The organism is Acidovorax sp. (genome assembly GCF_046291265.1).
In the GTDB taxonomy this organism is placed as follows: Bacteria; Pseudomonadota; Gammaproteobacteria; order Burkholderiales; family Burkholderiaceae_C; genus Acidovorax.
Genome location: NZ_JBKBTV010000025.1, coordinates 46,441 through 62,758, shown reverse-complemented (window position 1 = coordinate 62,758; position 16,318 = coordinate 46,441). Strand labels below are relative to the sequence as shown.

The following is a 16,318-nucleotide window of genomic DNA, read 5'->3' as shown; positions in this document are numbered from 1 at the left end:
CGAATACCAAGGCAAGGAAATCTTGCGCAATTTTGGTGTGCCCGTTCCGCGTGGCATTCCCGCATTCACGGTGCAAGAAGCCGTCGAAGCAGCTCAAAAACTCGGCGGCCCTGTGTGGGTCGTGAAGGCCCAGATCCACGCCGGTGGCCGTGGCAAGGGCGGCGGCGTCAAGGTTGCCAAGACCATTGAAGACGTCAAGCGCATTTCGGGCGAAATCCTGGGCATGCAGCTCAAGACGCACCAGACCGGCCCCGAAGGCCAAAAGGTTCGCCGCCTGTACATCGAAGACGGCGCCGACATCAAGAACGAACTGTATGTATCGCTGGTGACCGACCGCGCTACACAAAAGGTGGCCCTGATCGCTTCGAGCGAAGGCGGCATGGACATCGAGGAAGTGGCCCATTCCACGCCCGAGAAGATCATCACCGAGATGATCGATCCCCTGGTTGGCATCACCGCCGAGCAAAGCAAGAAGGTCGCCGCTGCCATTGGCCTGACCGGTGACTCCATCGACCAAGCGGTAGACATCTTCGCCAAGATCTACAAGTGCTACATGGAAACCGACGCGTCGCTGGTGGAAATCAACCCGCTGAACTGCGACTCCAAGGGCAACCTGATGGCGCTGGACGCCAAGTTCAACTTTGACCCCAACGCGCTGTTCCGCCATCCTGAAATCGTGGCCTTCCGCGATCTGGACGAAGAAGATCCGGCCGAAGTGGAAGCCTCCAAGTTCGACCTGGCCTACATCAGCCTCGATGGCAACATCGGCTGCCTGGTGAACGGCGCCGGCTTGGCCATGGCCACCATGGACACCATCAAGCTGTTTGGCGGCGAGCCTGCCAACTTCCTGGACGTGGGCGGCGGCGCCACGGCCGAGAAGGTGACCGAAGCCTTCAAGATCATGCTGGCGAACCCCAAGGTCGAAGGCATTCTGGTCAACATCTTCGGCGGCATCATGAAGTGCGACACCATCGCCAACGGCGTGATCACTGCCTGCAAGGCGGTGAACCTGTCCGTGCCGCTGGTCGTGCGCATGAAGGGCACGAACGACGAGCTGGGCAAGAAGATGCTGGCCGAGTCGGGCCTGCCCATCATTTCTGCTGACACCATGGCCGAAGCTGCGACGAAGATCGTTGCTGCCGTCAAGTAAGACCGGAGAACACGCATGTCGATCTACATCAACAAAGACACCAAGGTCATCACCCAGGGCATCACGGGCAAGACGGGCCAGTTCCACACCGAAAAGTGCCAGGAATACGCGAACGGCAAAACCGCTTTCGTGGCGGGCGTGAACCCGAAGAAGGCCGGCGAGTCGATCTTCAACATCCCGATCTACGCCTCCGTCAAGGAAGCCGCATCGCAGACCGGCGCCACCGTGTCGGTGATCTACGTGCCGCCCGCAGGCGCTGCTGCAGCCATCTGGGAAGCGGTTGAAGCCGACCTGGACATGGCCATTTGCATCACCGAAGGCATCCCTGTGCGCGACATGCTGGAAGTGCGCAACAAGATGAAGGCCAAGGAAGCCGCCGGTGGCAAGAAGACCCTGCTGCTGGGCCCCAACTGCCCCGGCATCATCACGCCCGACGAAATCAAGATCGGCATCATGCCCGGTCACATCCACCGCAAGGGCCGCATTGGCGTGGTGAGCCGCTCCGGCACGCTGACGTACGAAGCCGTAGCCATGCTGACCGAAGTGGGACTGGGCCAGTCGACTGCAGTGGGCATTGGTGGCGACCCCATCAACGGTCTGAAGCACATCGACGTGATGCGCGCCTTCAACGACGACCCAGACACCGACGCCGTCATCATGATTGGCGAAATCGGCGGACCCGATGAAGCCGAAGCCGCCCTCTGGTGCAAGGCCAACATGAAGAAGCCTATCGTTGGTTTCATCGCTGGCGTGACCGCCCCTCCAGGCAAGCGCATGGGCCATGCCGGCGCGCTGATCTCTGGTGGCGCCGATACGGCCGATGCCAAGCTGGCCGTGATGGAAGAGTCGGGTTTCATCATCACCCGCAATCCTTCGGAACTGGGCAAGCTGCTCAAGGCCCAGCTGAAGTAATCCCATCAAGTCCAGAGCGTTCGTAAGCACAATTACGGACGCGTCGGGCCTATCGGCTCGATAGACTGGCGACTCCCATAAAAAGAGAAGCGCTCGGAACCCTGGTTCCGGGCGCTTCTTGCATTCATAACAGTGGAGTTCAGTATGGAGTTTTTGCAAAGTGCCGATTTCTGGATCGGCCTGATGAAGATCGTCTGGATCAACATCATTCTCTCGGGCGACAACGCCGTGGTCATTGCCCTGGCTGCCCGATCGCTTCCCCCCCACCAACAAAAGAAAGCCGTCTTCTGGGGCTCCGGCGCTGCCGTGGTGCTTCGGATCTTGCTGACTGTCGTGGCCGCGAAACTGCTGGAATTGTCGTTTTTGCAGATCGTCGGCGGGTGCCTGCTTTTGTGGATCGGGTTCCAGTTGCTCAGCGACGACGAGGCGGATGACGGCGAATCCAAGACCTACAGCACGCTGATGGCTGCTGTCCAGACCATCCTGATCGCTGATCTGGTGATGAGCCTGGACAACGTGATCGCCGTCGCCGCGGCAGCACAGGGCAACGTGATCCTGCTGGTGCTCGGTCTGGCCATCAGCATTCCGCTGGTGATTTTTGGCAGCACGCTCATGATCAAGCTGATGGAACGCTTCCCCTTCATCGTGGTGCTGGGCGCCGCGCTGATCGGTTGGGTGGGCGGCGAAACCATTGCCAGCGACGCTCTCCTGCACGACTACGCCGTGGCGCATCCAGCGCTGCACTATGTGGCCGCGGCTCTGGGTGCGACGCTGGTGGTTGGCATCGGAAAATTCTGGCCGTCCAAAGCGCGGCGCGAATCCGCCGCGTGAGGTTGGCAACGGGCCCCGAGTGCACAGGCTGGGCCGATGTGACAAAAATGGCAGCGCGCTGGCGCCAAGAAGGTAATCGCAGCGACAAGAACGACTTCAACAGGGCGCTTTTAGGCTCGGATGAAGCGTTCTAGTCTTCAAAATTCGGCCCCAAAGTTGGGCGCAGATATTGCTTTAATAGCTACTCAATACCTGAGTGGAATAACAGCAAGTGGGACGAAAAACCTCGGCACGGCGGCTTGATATATGGCGTACCGAGGGCTTTTGGAATGCCACGGCGGCGGCTGCCGTCATGGCGCTGTGCGCTCTCACCGGCTTGGCTGAGCGGCTGGATCTGCGCCTGTACGACGCTGCCACCCGCGTTTCTTCGCCTGCCCCCCTTGCAGAAATCGCCATCATCGGCATGGACGACGCCAGCGTGGTGGCGCTGGGTCCTCTGCCTTGGTCGCGTGATGTACATGCGCGGCTGATCGACAAGCTGGCTGCGGCGGGCGCCAAAACCATCGTCTACACCCCCTCGTTCTCCGCGTCCCAGTCCGAACCTGGACTTCTCCAGATCCGTAAGGTCAAGGCAGCGCTGGCCAGTGCGGGTGACGGATCCCCGTTAGCGGCGGAACTCAATAGGGTGACCATGGAGGCCGAAAGTGCCCTGGACACCGACGCCCGGCTGGCAGCCAGCATCCAGAAAGCGGGCAATGTGCTGCTGGCCTCCAGCTACGTCACATCGGGCAAATCTGCTGCGCTCCCTGCCTATGCACGCCGCGGCACGCTGCCAGACCCCGGCGCCTATGCAACATCTGTCCAGTCGGCGCAGCATCCTATTGCAGCGCTGGGTTCTGCGGCTTTGGGCGTAGGCCATCTGCATACCGTGGCCGATAGGGACGGCGCAGTGCGCCAGGTGCCGCTTCTGCTGCGGTACGACGATGCAGGCATTCCGTCTCTTGCCCTGCTCGCGGCGCGGCACAGCCTGCATCTCGGCGCGGACGACCTGCGCATCCAGGCATCTCCACCCGCATTGCGCCTCGGCGGCCTGGAGGTTGCTACCGACAATTCGGCGGTGATGCGAACCCGCATGTATGAGTCCACCGAGGGGACATCGCCTTTTGCGACCACGTCGTTTGTTGCGGTGCTCGATGACAAAGTCAGCACGACCGCGTTCAAGGACAAGATTGTGCTGGTGGGGGATACCAGCAGTGCTGCAATGGGGCCTTCGACACAGTCCGGCGGGCCGTCCGTAGTCCCCGTCGAATTGCTCGCCCATACGCTGTCCAACATTCGGCAAGGCCTCACCGTCAAAGAACCGCCCTGGACGAGCGCAGCGCCGTGGGCCGTTGCACTGAGTGTGTTGCTATTTGCCGCCCTGGTGGTGCCGCGGCTCTCTTTCGTGGTCGGCCTGGGAGCAAGCGCTGCACTGGTTTTGGTGACGGTGGGTGTTGAATGGGGCTTGCTCCGCTACGCAGGAACGTGGTTGCAGGGGGTGTTGGCTGCCATCGGCGTGCTGGCGGGCGCGGCAGCAATGGCAGTGAGCCGCAGCCTGGGCCATTCGTCCAGCTCCAGCCCGTCGGCAGAAACGGCTGAAGCCGATCGCATGATGGGCCTCGCGTTGCATGGCCAAGGCCAGTTGGACATGGCTTTTGACCGGCTGCGCAAAGTCCCGCCCAGCGATGCCTTGATGGACAACCTGTACCACTTGGCGCAGGACTTTGAGCGCCAACGCAACTTCGCCAAGGCCAAGGCAGCTTACGAACACATCCTGCGTCACAACCGGCAATACAAAGACGCTAGGAGCCGCTATAAACGCGCCCGCGCAAAACTTCAACAAAGCGCCGAGGGCCCATCCAGCACCCCGTCAAGCCTGCCGCCAGAAGGCAACCGACCCCGCCTGCCGGGTGATGCGGCTGGGGGTATTCCCATGCTGGGACGCTACCAGATTGACAAGGAGCTGGGCAAAGGCGCCATGGGCGTGGTGTATGGCGGGCGCGATCCCAAAATTGGCCGGGTGGTCGCCATCAAAACCCTTGCTTTAGGGCAGGAGTTTGAGGGTGACGCGCTGATCGATGCCCGTGCGCGCTTTTTTCGCGAGGCTGAGACCGCAGGCCGCCTGCAGCATCCACACATCGTGACCATTTTTGATGCCGGTGAGGAACACGATCTGGCCTATATCGCCATGGAGTTTCTCAAAGGCACCGATCTAACGCAGGTCTGCCAAAAAGAACACTTGCTGCCCATTGCCACAGTGCTCTCCATCACAGCGCGCGTGGCCGATGCCCTCGACTACGCGCATGCGCACAATGTGGTGCACCGTGACATCAAACCCGCCAACATCATGTTCGATGGCGCATCAGACGCCGTCAAAGTCACAGATTTTGGGATTGCACGCATCACGGACTCCAGCAAGACCCGCACAGGCCTGGTGCTAGGAACGCCCAGCTTCATGTCGCCGGAGCAACTTGCCGGGAAGAAGGTGGACGGACGGTCGGACCTGTACTCGCTGGGTGTCACGCTGTTTCAGTTGCTCACCGGGACGCTGCCCTTGCGCGGCGAGTCCATGACAGAGCTGATGCACAAGATTGCCACCGTAGAGGCCCCCGACGTGCGCCAGTTGCGCACAGACCTGTCCCCCGCCGTGGCCAACGTGGTGGCACTGGCGCTGAAGAAGCGCCCCCAAGCCCGCTACCAGACCGGCCGCCAGTTTGCGGCAGACCTGAGGGCAGCCGCGGCAGAGCCCACGGGAGCGCTGGCTGCCGCCGAAGCAGTCGTCTATGATGCGGACCGCGATGCAACAGGGCATAAGATGGCGGATTTTCAGGAAACCGTGATGGAGCCACCCGCTGTGCGGGGTGCGGCATCCCCGCCATCTTCAGGCGCCCGATGACGCTCGCCGCAACATCCATGACCTACGAATTTTTCGCACGGACCGACAAGGGCCGCGTGCGCACGAACAACGAAGACGCGGTAGCTGTCGACCGCGAGGCCCAGGTAGCCATCCTGGCCGATGGCATGGGCGGCTACAACGCAGGCGAAGTGGCCAGTGGCATGGCCACCACCTTCATACGAACAGAGATGGGGCGCTGGTTGGCCCAGGCGGGCAACACGCCCCAATCCACCGACGTGCGACGTGCACTCGAGATTTGCGTTGAAAACGCAAACCACGCCATTTTGGGTGCGTCGCTGTCCAACCCCCAATATGCAGGCATGGGAACCACCCTGGTGGTGGGCGTGTTCCATGGCAGTCGGCTCATCCTGGGACATATCGGCGACTCCCGCTGCTACCGCCTGCGGGATGGCGCCATGCAGCAGATCACCCGCGATCATTCGTGGTTGCAGGAGCAAGTGGATGCTGGCCTCCTCACATCGCAACAAGCAGCGCTTTCGTCCAACCGCAACCTCGTCACCCGTGCGCTTGGCGTAGAGCCCAACGTCATGATGGAAGTCAACGAGTTCCAGGTGGCGCCCAACGATCTGTTTCTGATGTGCTCCGATGGCCTCACGGACATGGTCACGGATGCGGATCTGGCAGAAATGGTGCGTGCGCAGCTCCCGTTGGAGGAAAAAGCCACACTGCTCATTGACACCGCCAATGCGAACGGCGGTCGTGATAACGTCAGTGTGCTGCTGGTGCAGGCCGCCGCTGGAGGCAAGAAGCGCGGCCTTATGTCCCGTTTGCTAGGTGCCGCTTGAGTGGCCCGAACTACAACAATTCATCACATCAGGAGTGGATCATGCCCAGAATGATCGTTTCAATCGACGGGGTCGTCATCAAGGAAGTGCAGTTGACCAAGGAGCGGACCACACTCGGTCGGCGGCCTTACAACGACATCGTGATTGACAACCTCGCCGTGAGCGGCGAACACGCCGTGATCCACATGGCCGGCCACGAGGTGGAGATCGAAGACCTGGGCAGCACCAATGGCACCTATGTCAACGCCAAGGCGGTCAAGCGCCAAGAACTGCGCAACGGTGACACGGTCGAGGTCGGCAAGTACAAAATCCGCTTCTTCCATGAAGCGGAAGGCCAGAATTTCGAAAAGACCATGATTTTCAAGCCGGGCATGGTTCCACCCATCGGGTCCGCATCCCGGCCAGCGTCGTTGGCGCCGACGCCTGCGCCAGCGCCCATTTCGGCGGTGATACGCGTCATGTCGGGCGCCGCCGCCGGGCGCGAGGTGTCACTGCAGAAGGTCGTCACCACCATCGGCAAACCGGGCGTTGCCGTGGCGTCTATCACCAAACGCCACCATGGGTTTGTGCTGGCGCATGTGGAAGGCCCCGACATGCCCATGTTGAACGGTGCGGCCATCGGTGCATCGCCGGTGCCCCTAAAACACGGCGACATGCTGGAACTCGCCGGAACAGAAATGCAGTTCGAACAGAGCTGACCCGCCCGGTCTTAAAGCAGGTCGTTCAGCCAGTCTCGACCGTTAGATTGGCCCCTGGAGTCTGAACCATGCGGCAACAGCTCTCGTACCTGTTTCGACACCGGTGGCGCCGCATTGGCATTACGCTGCTGCCCCTGTTGTTTGCTCTGCTGCATGTGTCCAACGTGCTGCACCTTCAGGTGCTGGAGCGTCTGGACAACATCATCTACGACACCCGGCTGCGCGCCACGATGCCGCGCACGCTCGACGAGCGCATCGTCATCATTGACATTGATGAAAAGAGCCTTGCTCGGGTGGGTCAATGGCCCTGGGGGCGCGACAAGATGGCAGCGCTTTCGCAAGAGTTGTTCGAGCGCCAGCAAGTGGCAGCCGTCGGCTTTGATGTGATCTTTGCCGAAGCGGATGGCAGCTCGGGCCTGAGTAATCTGCAACGTCTGGCCGCAGGGCCTTTTAAAGGTCAGGCGGGGTTCTCGGAACTGCTGGCCAAACTCGCCCCATCCCTGGACTACGACGGACTTTTCGCGCAATCACTCACGGGTCGCGCAGCGGTGCTGGGCTTTTACCTCACCAGTGATCGCGATGGCCGCACCCGCGGCACCTTGCCCACCCCGGCGCTCAACGCTGATCAACTGCGCGGACTCCCGCTGCGCGCGACATCGTGGAACGGGTACGGTGCCAATATTGACGTGTTGGCGCAGGCCGTGCCAGTTGCAGGATTTTTCAATTCGATTACCGACGAGGACGGCGTCGTTCGGTCCTTGCCTATGCTGGCAGAGCACGGGGGACAGTATTACGAATCGCTGGCCCTGGCTGTGTATCGCACGGTCATGGGCATGCCAGAAGTCATCCCAGGCTATGCCAATCGCAATGCACAGGGTGACCACGACACACTGCAAAGCATCATCCTGCGCCAAGATGGCCGGTCACTGCCGCTCCCTGTGGACGACCGCCTCGCCACCCTCATCCCCTTTCGCGGTCCGGGTGACGTATCGGGTGGGTCATTTCGGTACATCTCAGCGTCAGATGCCCTCGAAGGCACCCTCCCTCTGTCCAGCTTGCGAGACAAGGTGGTGCTCGTCGGCTCCACAGCCCCCGGCCTGCTCGATTTGCGGGTCACCCCTGTGGGGCGGACCTACCCAGGCGTTGAAACACACGCCAACGTTCTATCCGCATTGCTCGACGGAAAAAACATCGTGCGCCCCGACTACGCGATTGGGTTTGACGCGTTGCAGCTACTGTGCGCAGGCATCCTGCTCGCCGTCACGCTTCCCTTGCTGGCAGCGGGGCCCGCGGTTGCACTGAGCGGCAGTGTGGTTGTTGTGCTAACGGGCATCAACCTGTGGCTCTACATAGCGCATGGCCTTGCACTGCCGCTGGCGACCGCTGTGCTGATGTCAGTGTTCGCTTTCGCACTCAACATGGTCTACGGCTACTTTGTGGAAAGCAAGTCAAAACGTGAGCTGGCCGCACTCTTCGGAACCTATGTGCCGCCAGAGCTGGTGGACGAAATGGTCAAGGAGCCCGAGAACTACAGCATGGAGGCCACCAGCCGAGAGCTGACGGTCATGTTCTGCGACATGCGAGGGTTCACTGCCATGTCCGAACGCATGGAACCGTTGCAACTACAGGCCCTGCTGAACGACGTGTTCAGCAAACTCACCCACATCATCCGCGGACACCGGGGCACCATCGACAAATACATGGGTGACTGTGTCATGGCGTTTTGGGGCGCCCCGGTCTCCACTCCCGACCATGCCCAACTGGCTGTGGCCGCCGCCATTGACATGGCGAATGCCATCGCAGAGATCAACGAGAGCCACCGCCAACGCGGTCTGCCAGAAATTGGCGTGGGCATCGGCCTCAATACTGGAACCATGTGTGTGGGTGACATGGGTTCGGACATACGTCGCAGTTACACGGTCATCGGCGATGCGGTCAACCTCGGCTCTCGCCTGGAGGGCTTGTCCAAATACTACGGTACGTCGATTGTCGTAAGCGAGAGCACCAAGCTGCTCGCACCGCAGTTTGCCTGGCAGCAACTCGATCTCGTCCGGGTGAAGGGCAAAGCCCAAGCGGTTGCCATTTTTTGGCCTCTGTCAAAGTTGGATGCGGTGAGCACCGCTGAAGCACGCGAACTGGAAGAATGGGGGCAACTCCTCACTGCCTACAGGGCGCAAGACTGGGCACAATGCGATGATTGGCTCTCCCGCCTCAACACTGCTCGCCAGGGCAGCACGCTCTATGACCTGTATGCCTCCCGTGTAGCGCTGTTGCGCCAGCAGGCATTCACCACGGACTGGGACGGCGCCACCAATTTCGATAGCAAGTAATTTGCCTGTCAATACAAGAACAGAAGGTAAAACATGAAGGTTCGCGTGCTCGGATGCTCAGGCGCCATCGCAAAGGACTGTCGCACAACTTCGTTCTTGATTGACGACAACATCCTGATTGATGCGGGCACTGGTGTGGGGGATTTGACGCTAGATGAGATGCGCCAAGTTGACCATGTGTTTTTGACGCATTCGCATTTAGATCACATTGCGGCATTGCCGCTTATGCTGGATGCAGTGTCTTCACTTCGGCAAACGCCGCTGCAGGTTCACGCACTGGCCTCTACCATCACGGCGCTACAAACGCATATTTTCAACAACGTTATTTGGCCTGATTTTAGTGTGATCCCGTCAGTTGCTGCGCCATTTTTGCAGTACCAGCCCTTTTTCATCGGGGAATCGCGAACGATAAAAGGCGTCGAGATCGAAGTCCTCCCTGCGCATCACACCGTACCCGCCGTTGGCTTTGCCGCACGCGGGTGCACTGGCTGGTGGGTATTTACTGGCGACACTGAGTGCAATCCGCACTTTTGGCAGCGCATAAACTCAATGTCCGTGGCCTACCTCGTCATCGAAACAGCTTTCAGCAATCGCGAAAGCGAATTGGCTCGCCGTAGCCTCCATCTTTCACCAAGCACGTTAGCCCACGAGTTGGCGCATATTGCGCCCTCTAGCCAATACCCCATTTACATTACCCACACCAAACCATCAGAAACGGGCTTAATCATGGACGAGATCTGCGAATTTGCTCACCTGACGCCCGGGGGGATTGGCCATTCGCATCGCATCCAATGGCTGTGCGCTGGGCAAGTGATGGAGGTGTGAGCAAGCTCAACAGTGACATTGCTGGGCGACAGAAATGTAAGTTCTACATTTACATTTTTTGAACGGCTCGCACAACAGACCCAGCCACGTCTCATTTGGCATGCCGGTGGGGCACATGAATGACCACACAAGCGCCCCCCGTCTTGGCACACCTTTTGCTCATCTACACTGCATTTGCAATTTTCCTAGGAGTTTTTCATGAAGCGCACTCTGCAAAAGGGTTTTACCCTGATCGAATTGATGATCGTTGTGGCGATCATTGGCATTTTGGCCGCCGTGGCTCTGCCTGCTTACCAGGACTACACCATCCGTGCCAAAGTGTCGGAAGCTATTTTGGCTGGCTCCGCTTGCCGCACCAGCATCACAGAAACCATTCAAACCATTTCCAGCTCGGTACTTCCCGCCGTCAATACTTGGGGCTGCGAACAAAACACGGCCGAAACTGCAGCCAGCGCTCCAACCAAGTACGTGCTGTCTATCGTCACGACCAATGCTGGCGCTGTCACCATCACTACGACTGCTGACGCTAGCCTGAAGGAAGCTGCGAGCACAAAGATCGTCATGACGCCTTATGCCAACGACACCACCCCAATCGCTAACACCGACATCAACAAAGTTGTTTTCAAGTGGAAATGCGGTCCCGCAGCCACTACTGGCATGCCTGCGAAGTACCTGCCAGGTTCTTGCCGCGGCTAATATTTAGCCTCTGCTTAACTGGCAGAAGGCTCTATTAAAACGGTGCGCTTCATGGCGCACCGTTTTTTTTTGAATGTCACTTTTTGAGAATGAGGGATCTGGTGAAAGAAAAATTGCTAATGTGGGTTGCAGCGGTATTGTGTCTAAGTTATCTGATACCCAACCACTATTCACCTTGGCTCAGTTTTCACCAAGAATTGGCGGCAGCATTAGCCTTCGCGCCATTGCTGGCTTGGGCATGTACCCGAGTTGCCCCAATTCCCAGAATGGCGATGGGAGCAGCTGTATTAGCTCTGGTTCCCCTCTTGCAGCTAGCAGGTGGGCAAATCTATTTCGCCACTGATGGATGGATGTCCAGCCTCTATCTGCTGGGGTTTGGACTGACTATTTATTCAGGTGCTTTGTGTTCTCGGCCCCACGCGCTCGACGGTGCTCCAAGTCAATCAGGAAACAGCCATGCAGCGCGCGATCTGAGTGCCAATGAGATGCTGTGGCTTGCACTACTAACAGCAGCGTTGTGCTCGGCAGGGTTGGCTTTTCACCAATGGCTCATCCCGAGCTACCAAGGCATCTACATGGCTGAAATACCGCCACAAAGCCGCCCCTTTGCCAATCTGGCCCAACCGAATCAGTTGGCCACCTTGCTGCTACTCGGTATCTCGGGCCTTTTGTTTTTGTGGGAGTCCCGCCGACTGCGCTCACATTTCGCAATGGCGGCCGCGTTCCTACTTTTGTGGGCCTTGGTGATGACTGGATCGAGGACGGTCCTTATGGCTCTGCTTTGGCTGCTGCCAGCATATGCGTTGATGCGTCGCCGATGCAAACTACGAACAACACCAGCGGCGATAGCGGCGGGTGTTGGGTTTTACTTTTTGATGACATGGCTATGGCCATTGCTGAGCGATTGGCTGCTCCTCAATTCAGCCAACAATACGGCTTTAGAGAGAATGGGCTCCATCGGAATTCGTAAGATATTCTGGCTCTCCATGCTGGATGCCATCGGCCGAGCACCGTGGCTTGGCTACGGTTGGGGGCAAGTCAGCATTGCCCAAGTGGCGGTCACACTCGACCACACAGCCACTTACGCTTTGTTCGAAAGTGCTCACAACCTGTTTATAGACCTTGCGCTTTGGAATGGACTGCCAATAGCGCTATTGGTTTTGGTAGGAATCGGGGCTTGGTTCTGGGACCAAGCGCGTCATTGCAACAATGCGATGAGATGGGCCACGCTTATTGGAGTGGCAATGGTCTTTAACCATGCCATGGTGGAGTACCCCTTGAACTACGCTTACTTTTTATTGCCCGTTGGGTTTTTCATAGGTGCGCTGTCCACTTCAAATAATCCTCCAACGCGACTAACAAAATGCACGGTAAGCCCCAGCGCGACAAGAGTTGGACTATTGGCCATCGGTGGCTTGATGTCTGCGGCGACGGTTTTAGTGGTCGTCGAGTACTTTCCGATCGAAGAAGATTGGAGTCTGTTGCGGTTTCAAGAAGCTCGCATCGGGAATCTTGAAGTCGAGGACAACCAGCCTCCGGCACTAGTTCTTACTGGGCTTCAACAATTTTTACGCTTCTCTCGCAGCCAGGCTCAACCGGGCATGTCAGTCGATGAGCTAGACACTATGCGCCGCGTATCAGAGCGATTTGCGTATGCAGCCCCTATGTTCAAGTATGCGCTGGCTCAAGCTCTCAACCATCAGCCTGAAAATGCCCTGATAACGCTGCAAAAGATGTGTTCGATGCAAACTGAGCACGTGTGCATCAGTGCCAAATCTCATTGGGAGGAGCTTGGAAATAGTGAGCACCCAGAATTAGCAAACCTACCTTTCCCAAGCTACAGCACAAGCCGTTGATTGAGGATTTATATCCCTCTCCCCAGTGAAGTCACCTTTTGTGCAAAGGCAGCGACCGCTTGGGGATCGCTAAAAAGACGAGATCGGCGCGTAATGATTTGTTGTCTCACGCTGTCTCGGCGTGCACTGCTTGAACATAGCCTTTCAACCAGTGCTGCGTAATCATCCATTGAACTGGCAATCCACTCATCAAGTCCCAGTTGCCGCAGGATACCGCTTGCAAATCTGCCACGCATAAACTGCCCATCCCATGCCACGATGGGCGTACACCGCTCGATCGCTTGCATTGCGGTGTTAAATCCGGAAAATCCGACACTATCAAGATAAACATCAGCTCGGTCCAACAAGGCAAAAAAGTTTGCCTGCGGTAGCCAAGGAATAAACCGCACATGCGCATCGAAATCGAGGCCGGCCTCCACAAATTTTTCACGGAGACGCGCTTCGAGTAACGCGCTCAGAGTCTCAGGTGTTGCGCGAAAGAAAACCAGTTTGCAAGGTTGGCAGCATTTTGCAATATCGACCCACAATGCATCATTTTGCGGTGGATATTTAAAAGGCGTGCCGGCGCACAATAAAATCCGATCAGTGTTGCCAATACCCCATTGCGTGAGATCAATGGGGGCAGGTGTCAGTGCGAATGGGTGATAGCAGCATCCAATGCCCGGCAACTCAACAAGTTCCTCTGTGTAGTTTGCGTCAGCACCCTCAGGCTCCAAAGCCTTGGCGCTCACGAATACATCCATAGTCGGCAAACCGGTGGTAATGGGATGCCCCCAGCTGGCAAGCTGTACTGGCGCCAATCGCAAAGAGGCCAACCGCACAGTCGTTGAGTCCATGCCAATCTCTGGATACGCCAAGACATCCAGGCGAGCGTCTGAAATCACCTTGGCCCATGCGACCCAATCTCCTTCAGCATAATAAAAACGGGTCGCCCTTCGCGCCGCCATTTCGGTCTGAGCATCTCGTCCAGTGCCTGTATGAAAAATATGAATCTCAAACTCAGTGGGATCGAGGTGCTCCACCCACCCTCGCACAATGGCACGCCAGACAGAATGCTCATGAATATGCGCCGACACAATACCGATTTTGCATTTGGACCCCATATTTCGGATGGGTGTCGGCACTCCCACCTTACGCGCCCATGTTCCCATAAGAGAAGTGCACAACTCACCATACTGGGACAATACGGCACGATGGTCCTGCGAAATATAAGCCAGATAATAGGGTTGCTGTGCACCAACCGCCTTGTAAGCATCCGAAGGGCGATGAACCCGAAACCAGGTCTTTAACTTGTCCAGCTCTTTCCCAAACGCCCCTGCGGCATTGTTTTGCTCGTCCTCAGACTGCGGAACGGCAGGTAACTGAGCCATGGCATGGCCCCATCGGGCCTGCACGTAGTTGCCATTGATCCGAAGGGCTGCCTGGTAGGCTTTTCGTGCTGTAACTGCGTCGCCAAGCCCCATTGATGCATTGCCCAACCAATACTGCGCATCTGCCTGCTTGGGGTCTGTGGCAAGCGTGTTTTGAAGCCAGTGGCTGGCCTCTCCCCACATCCTCTGGTTCACACGAATCATTGCCAGATTGAACGCGGCCTCGGCGATATCCGGTTTCAGCCGCAGGGCGTGTTCCAGATGCCTGACAGCCTCCTCATTGCGGCCCCGGTCTTTCATGAGGCTACCCAGATTGACCAGAGCATCTACATAGTCAGGACGCAACGAAACAGCGTTGCGATAATGCTTTTCTGCCGGATCCAGATCGCCGCGAACACGCAGCAAGTTGCCTAGGTGAAACTGCGCTTCCGCTAAAGAAGGATCGCGGGTCACCGCCGACTGCAGTAGTTTCATGCCATCGTCCTCTTGCCCACTGGCAAGCGATAGTTTGGCGAGATTCAAATTGGCCATCGCGTGACCTGGAACCACTGCAAGAGCCCGGTGAAAGGCTGCGGCAGATGCCTTGCCACGACCTGCAATGAGCAGCGCCTGCCCGAAAGCGACCTGTATCTCCGCGTTAGAAGGGTGCAAGGATGCCGCTCGCTCCAAAACACGCAAGCTATCAGCCTTGTGCCCCCGGTCCAGGGCGATCAGGCCTTGCACCAAAAGGCCATCGGCATGGTCCGGTTCAATGGCCAGTTGCGCTAATGTCGCTTCCTCAGCAGCGGCGACCTGCCCTGCCAAGTACAAGGCCAAAGGCCCCACCGGCACCGGTACGCGCTCGGAGGCGATTCTCGCCTCAGCTGCGGCTGATGAATCTGCACTATGGGGAGAAGCCCATTTTTTCTTGAGCCACGCGAGCATCATTTTGGGTGCGTCTGCGCCGACGCGAGTGCTACGAGCCTGACAACGTCATATGCAAACGACTTACTGAAGCTTTCGGGGTAACCAGCCTCCAGAAGACCATCCTGCAGTCGACTCCCCAACTTGGCCTTTTGATAAATGTTCAACCGGTGGCTATCGACAAGCTGCCGCGCATGGTTCCGGATCTTGTCATCGATGCGGGTACGAGCCTTCTCTGCTTGCTTGGACTGCGCGTCTAATTGCTGCGCAGGCAGTCCTTTTACCAACTCTCGCACCACGAGAACTGCAAAGGTATGGACGTGAGAGGTATTAAAAAAATCACCAAACATTGAAGCGCATCCCGTGCATAACTACAAACTTTACGAAGCTCGCTACCAGAGAACTTTGACCGTGAATGTCGCGTCTTGGTCTCAAGAAAGGGCAGGTGTAAGTCGCTGCGCTTTTCTACTAGAACGAGTAGCCCTGAATTTTTTAGTAAAAATTAGCTTTGCGGTAGATTCTCCTTAAAGCCCGACAAAGCTCCCTGACTTGCCCCCATGCTTTTCCACCACACGAACGTCGTGGATAACCATCCCCCGATCCACGGCCTTACACATGTCGTAAATGGTGAGGAGAGCGATCTGCACAGCGGTGAGGGCCTCCATCTCGACGCCGGTAGGGGCCACCGTTTCTACGATTGCGGTACAAAATATACCGATAGCGCTTGATTGGCGAGCGCTAGCAGCTTCAAATTCGATAGCAACGCGGGTCAATGCGAGGGGGTGACACAGCGGAATTAGATCACTGGTCTTTTTGGCTGCCTGAATACCAGCTATGCGTGCGATGCCCAATACATCGCCCTTTTTAGCATTTCCTGCTTCAATCAATGCCAGCGTCTGTGCTTGCATCTCGATGCGCCCACAGGCAATGGCGATACGGTGAGTCGAGGGTTTTGCAGCCACATCGACCATGTGGGCCTGGCCTTGGGCATCAAAGTGGGTAAGTGCGGACATGCGGTAAAAACACGGTTGGCGGCAATCGCTCATTGAACATTCATCAGACGAAG

Annotated in this window: 13 protein-coding genes; 10 read left to right on the top strand and 3 right to left on the bottom strand. The window is 57.8% G+C overall.

The window, feature by feature from the left end:
* The 10 genes from sucC to ACK41V_RS11795 all read left to right on the top strand — a co-directional run.
* Positions 1 to 1,150, top strand: a 1,150-nt coding sequence (gene sucC / locus ACK41V_RS11840; RefSeq protein ID WP_409782419.1) for an ADP-forming succinate--CoA ligase subunit beta, incomplete at its 5' end; no start/stop codon positions are given.
* 15 nt (positions 1,151 to 1,165) lie between these two features.
* Positions 1,166 to 2,062 carry a succinate--CoA ligase subunit alpha gene (sucD, locus tag ACK41V_RS11835; RefSeq protein ID WP_409782416.1) on the top strand — a complete coding sequence of 299 codons (897 nt, stop codon included), beginning with the start codon at positions 1,166 to 1,168 and terminating at the stop codon, positions 2,060 to 2,062.
* A 144-nt stretch (positions 2,063 to 2,206) separates the two neighbouring features.
* Entirely contained in the window at positions 2,207 to 2,893 is a 687-nt protein-coding gene (locus ACK41V_RS11830; protein WP_409782413.1) for a TerC family protein, read from the top strand.
* Between the two features lie 211 nt (positions 2,894 to 3,104).
* A complete protein-coding gene (locus tag ACK41V_RS11825; protein WP_409782410.1) occupies positions 3,105 to 5,768 on the top strand; it encodes a CHASE2 domain-containing serine/threonine-protein kinase in 2,664 nt (887 codons plus the stop codon).
* Between the two features lie 17 nt (positions 5,769 to 5,785).
* Positions 5,786 to 6,574: a Stp1/IreP family PP2C-type Ser/Thr phosphatase gene (locus ACK41V_RS11820; protein ID WP_409782407.1), complete on the top strand. Its 789-nt coding sequence runs from the start codon at positions 5,786 to 5,788 to the stop codon at positions 6,572 to 6,574.
* A 41-nt stretch (positions 6,575 to 6,615) separates the two neighbouring features.
* A complete protein-coding gene (locus ACK41V_RS11815) occupies positions 6,616 to 7,272 on the top strand; it encodes an FHA domain-containing protein (RefSeq protein WP_409782405.1) in 657 nt (218 codons plus the stop codon).
* A gap of 68 nt (positions 7,273 to 7,340) precedes the next feature.
* Positions 7,341 to 9,602, top strand: coding sequence for a CHASE2 domain-containing protein (locus ACK41V_RS11810; protein WP_409782402.1), 2,262 nt, complete (start codon positions 7,341 to 7,343; stop codon positions 9,600 to 9,602).
* 33 nt (positions 9,603 to 9,635) lie between these two features.
* The gene (locus tag ACK41V_RS11805) at positions 9,636 to 10,427 is read left to right on the top strand and encodes a 3',5'-cyclic-nucleotide phosphodiesterase (protein ID WP_409782399.1); all 792 of its coding nucleotides are present in this window, start codon (positions 9,636 to 9,638) and stop codon (positions 10,425 to 10,427) included.
* A gap of 198 nt (positions 10,428 to 10,625) precedes the next feature.
* On the top strand, positions 10,626 to 11,123 hold the full coding sequence (locus ACK41V_RS11800) for a pilin (protein ID WP_409782396.1): 498 nt from the start codon (positions 10,626 to 10,628) through the stop codon (positions 11,121 to 11,123).
* Between the two features lie 101 nt (positions 11,124 to 11,224).
* On the top strand, positions 11,225 to 12,979 hold the full coding sequence (locus ACK41V_RS11795) for a Wzy polymerase domain-containing protein (RefSeq protein WP_409782393.1): 1,755 nt from the start codon (positions 11,225 to 11,227) through the stop codon (positions 12,977 to 12,979).
* An 8-nt stretch (positions 12,980 to 12,987) separates the two neighbouring features.
* Here the strand turns inward: ACK41V_RS11795 and ACK41V_RS11790 are convergent, their stop codons facing one another.
* The 3 genes from ACK41V_RS11790 to moaC form a co-directional block, all read right to left on the bottom strand.
* Entirely contained in the window at positions 12,988 to 15,276 is a 2,289-nt protein-coding gene (locus ACK41V_RS11790) for a tetratricopeptide repeat protein (RefSeq protein WP_409782390.1), read from the bottom strand.
* Positions 15,273 to 15,602 carry a hypothetical protein gene (locus ACK41V_RS11785; protein ID WP_409782387.1) on the bottom strand — a complete coding sequence of 110 codons (330 nt, stop codon included), beginning with the start codon at positions 15,600 to 15,602 and terminating at the stop codon, positions 15,273 to 15,275. The genes ACK41V_RS11790 and ACK41V_RS11785 overlap by 4 nt, the downstream gene beginning before the upstream one ends.
* A 174-nt stretch (positions 15,603 to 15,776) precedes the next feature.
* Positions 15,777 to 16,265 carry a cyclic pyranopterin monophosphate synthase MoaC gene (gene moaC / locus ACK41V_RS11780; protein WP_409782384.1) on the bottom strand — a complete coding sequence of 163 codons (489 nt, stop codon included), beginning with the start codon at positions 16,263 to 16,265 and terminating at the stop codon, positions 15,777 to 15,779.
* Positions 16,266 to 16,318 lie beyond the last annotated feature (53 nt).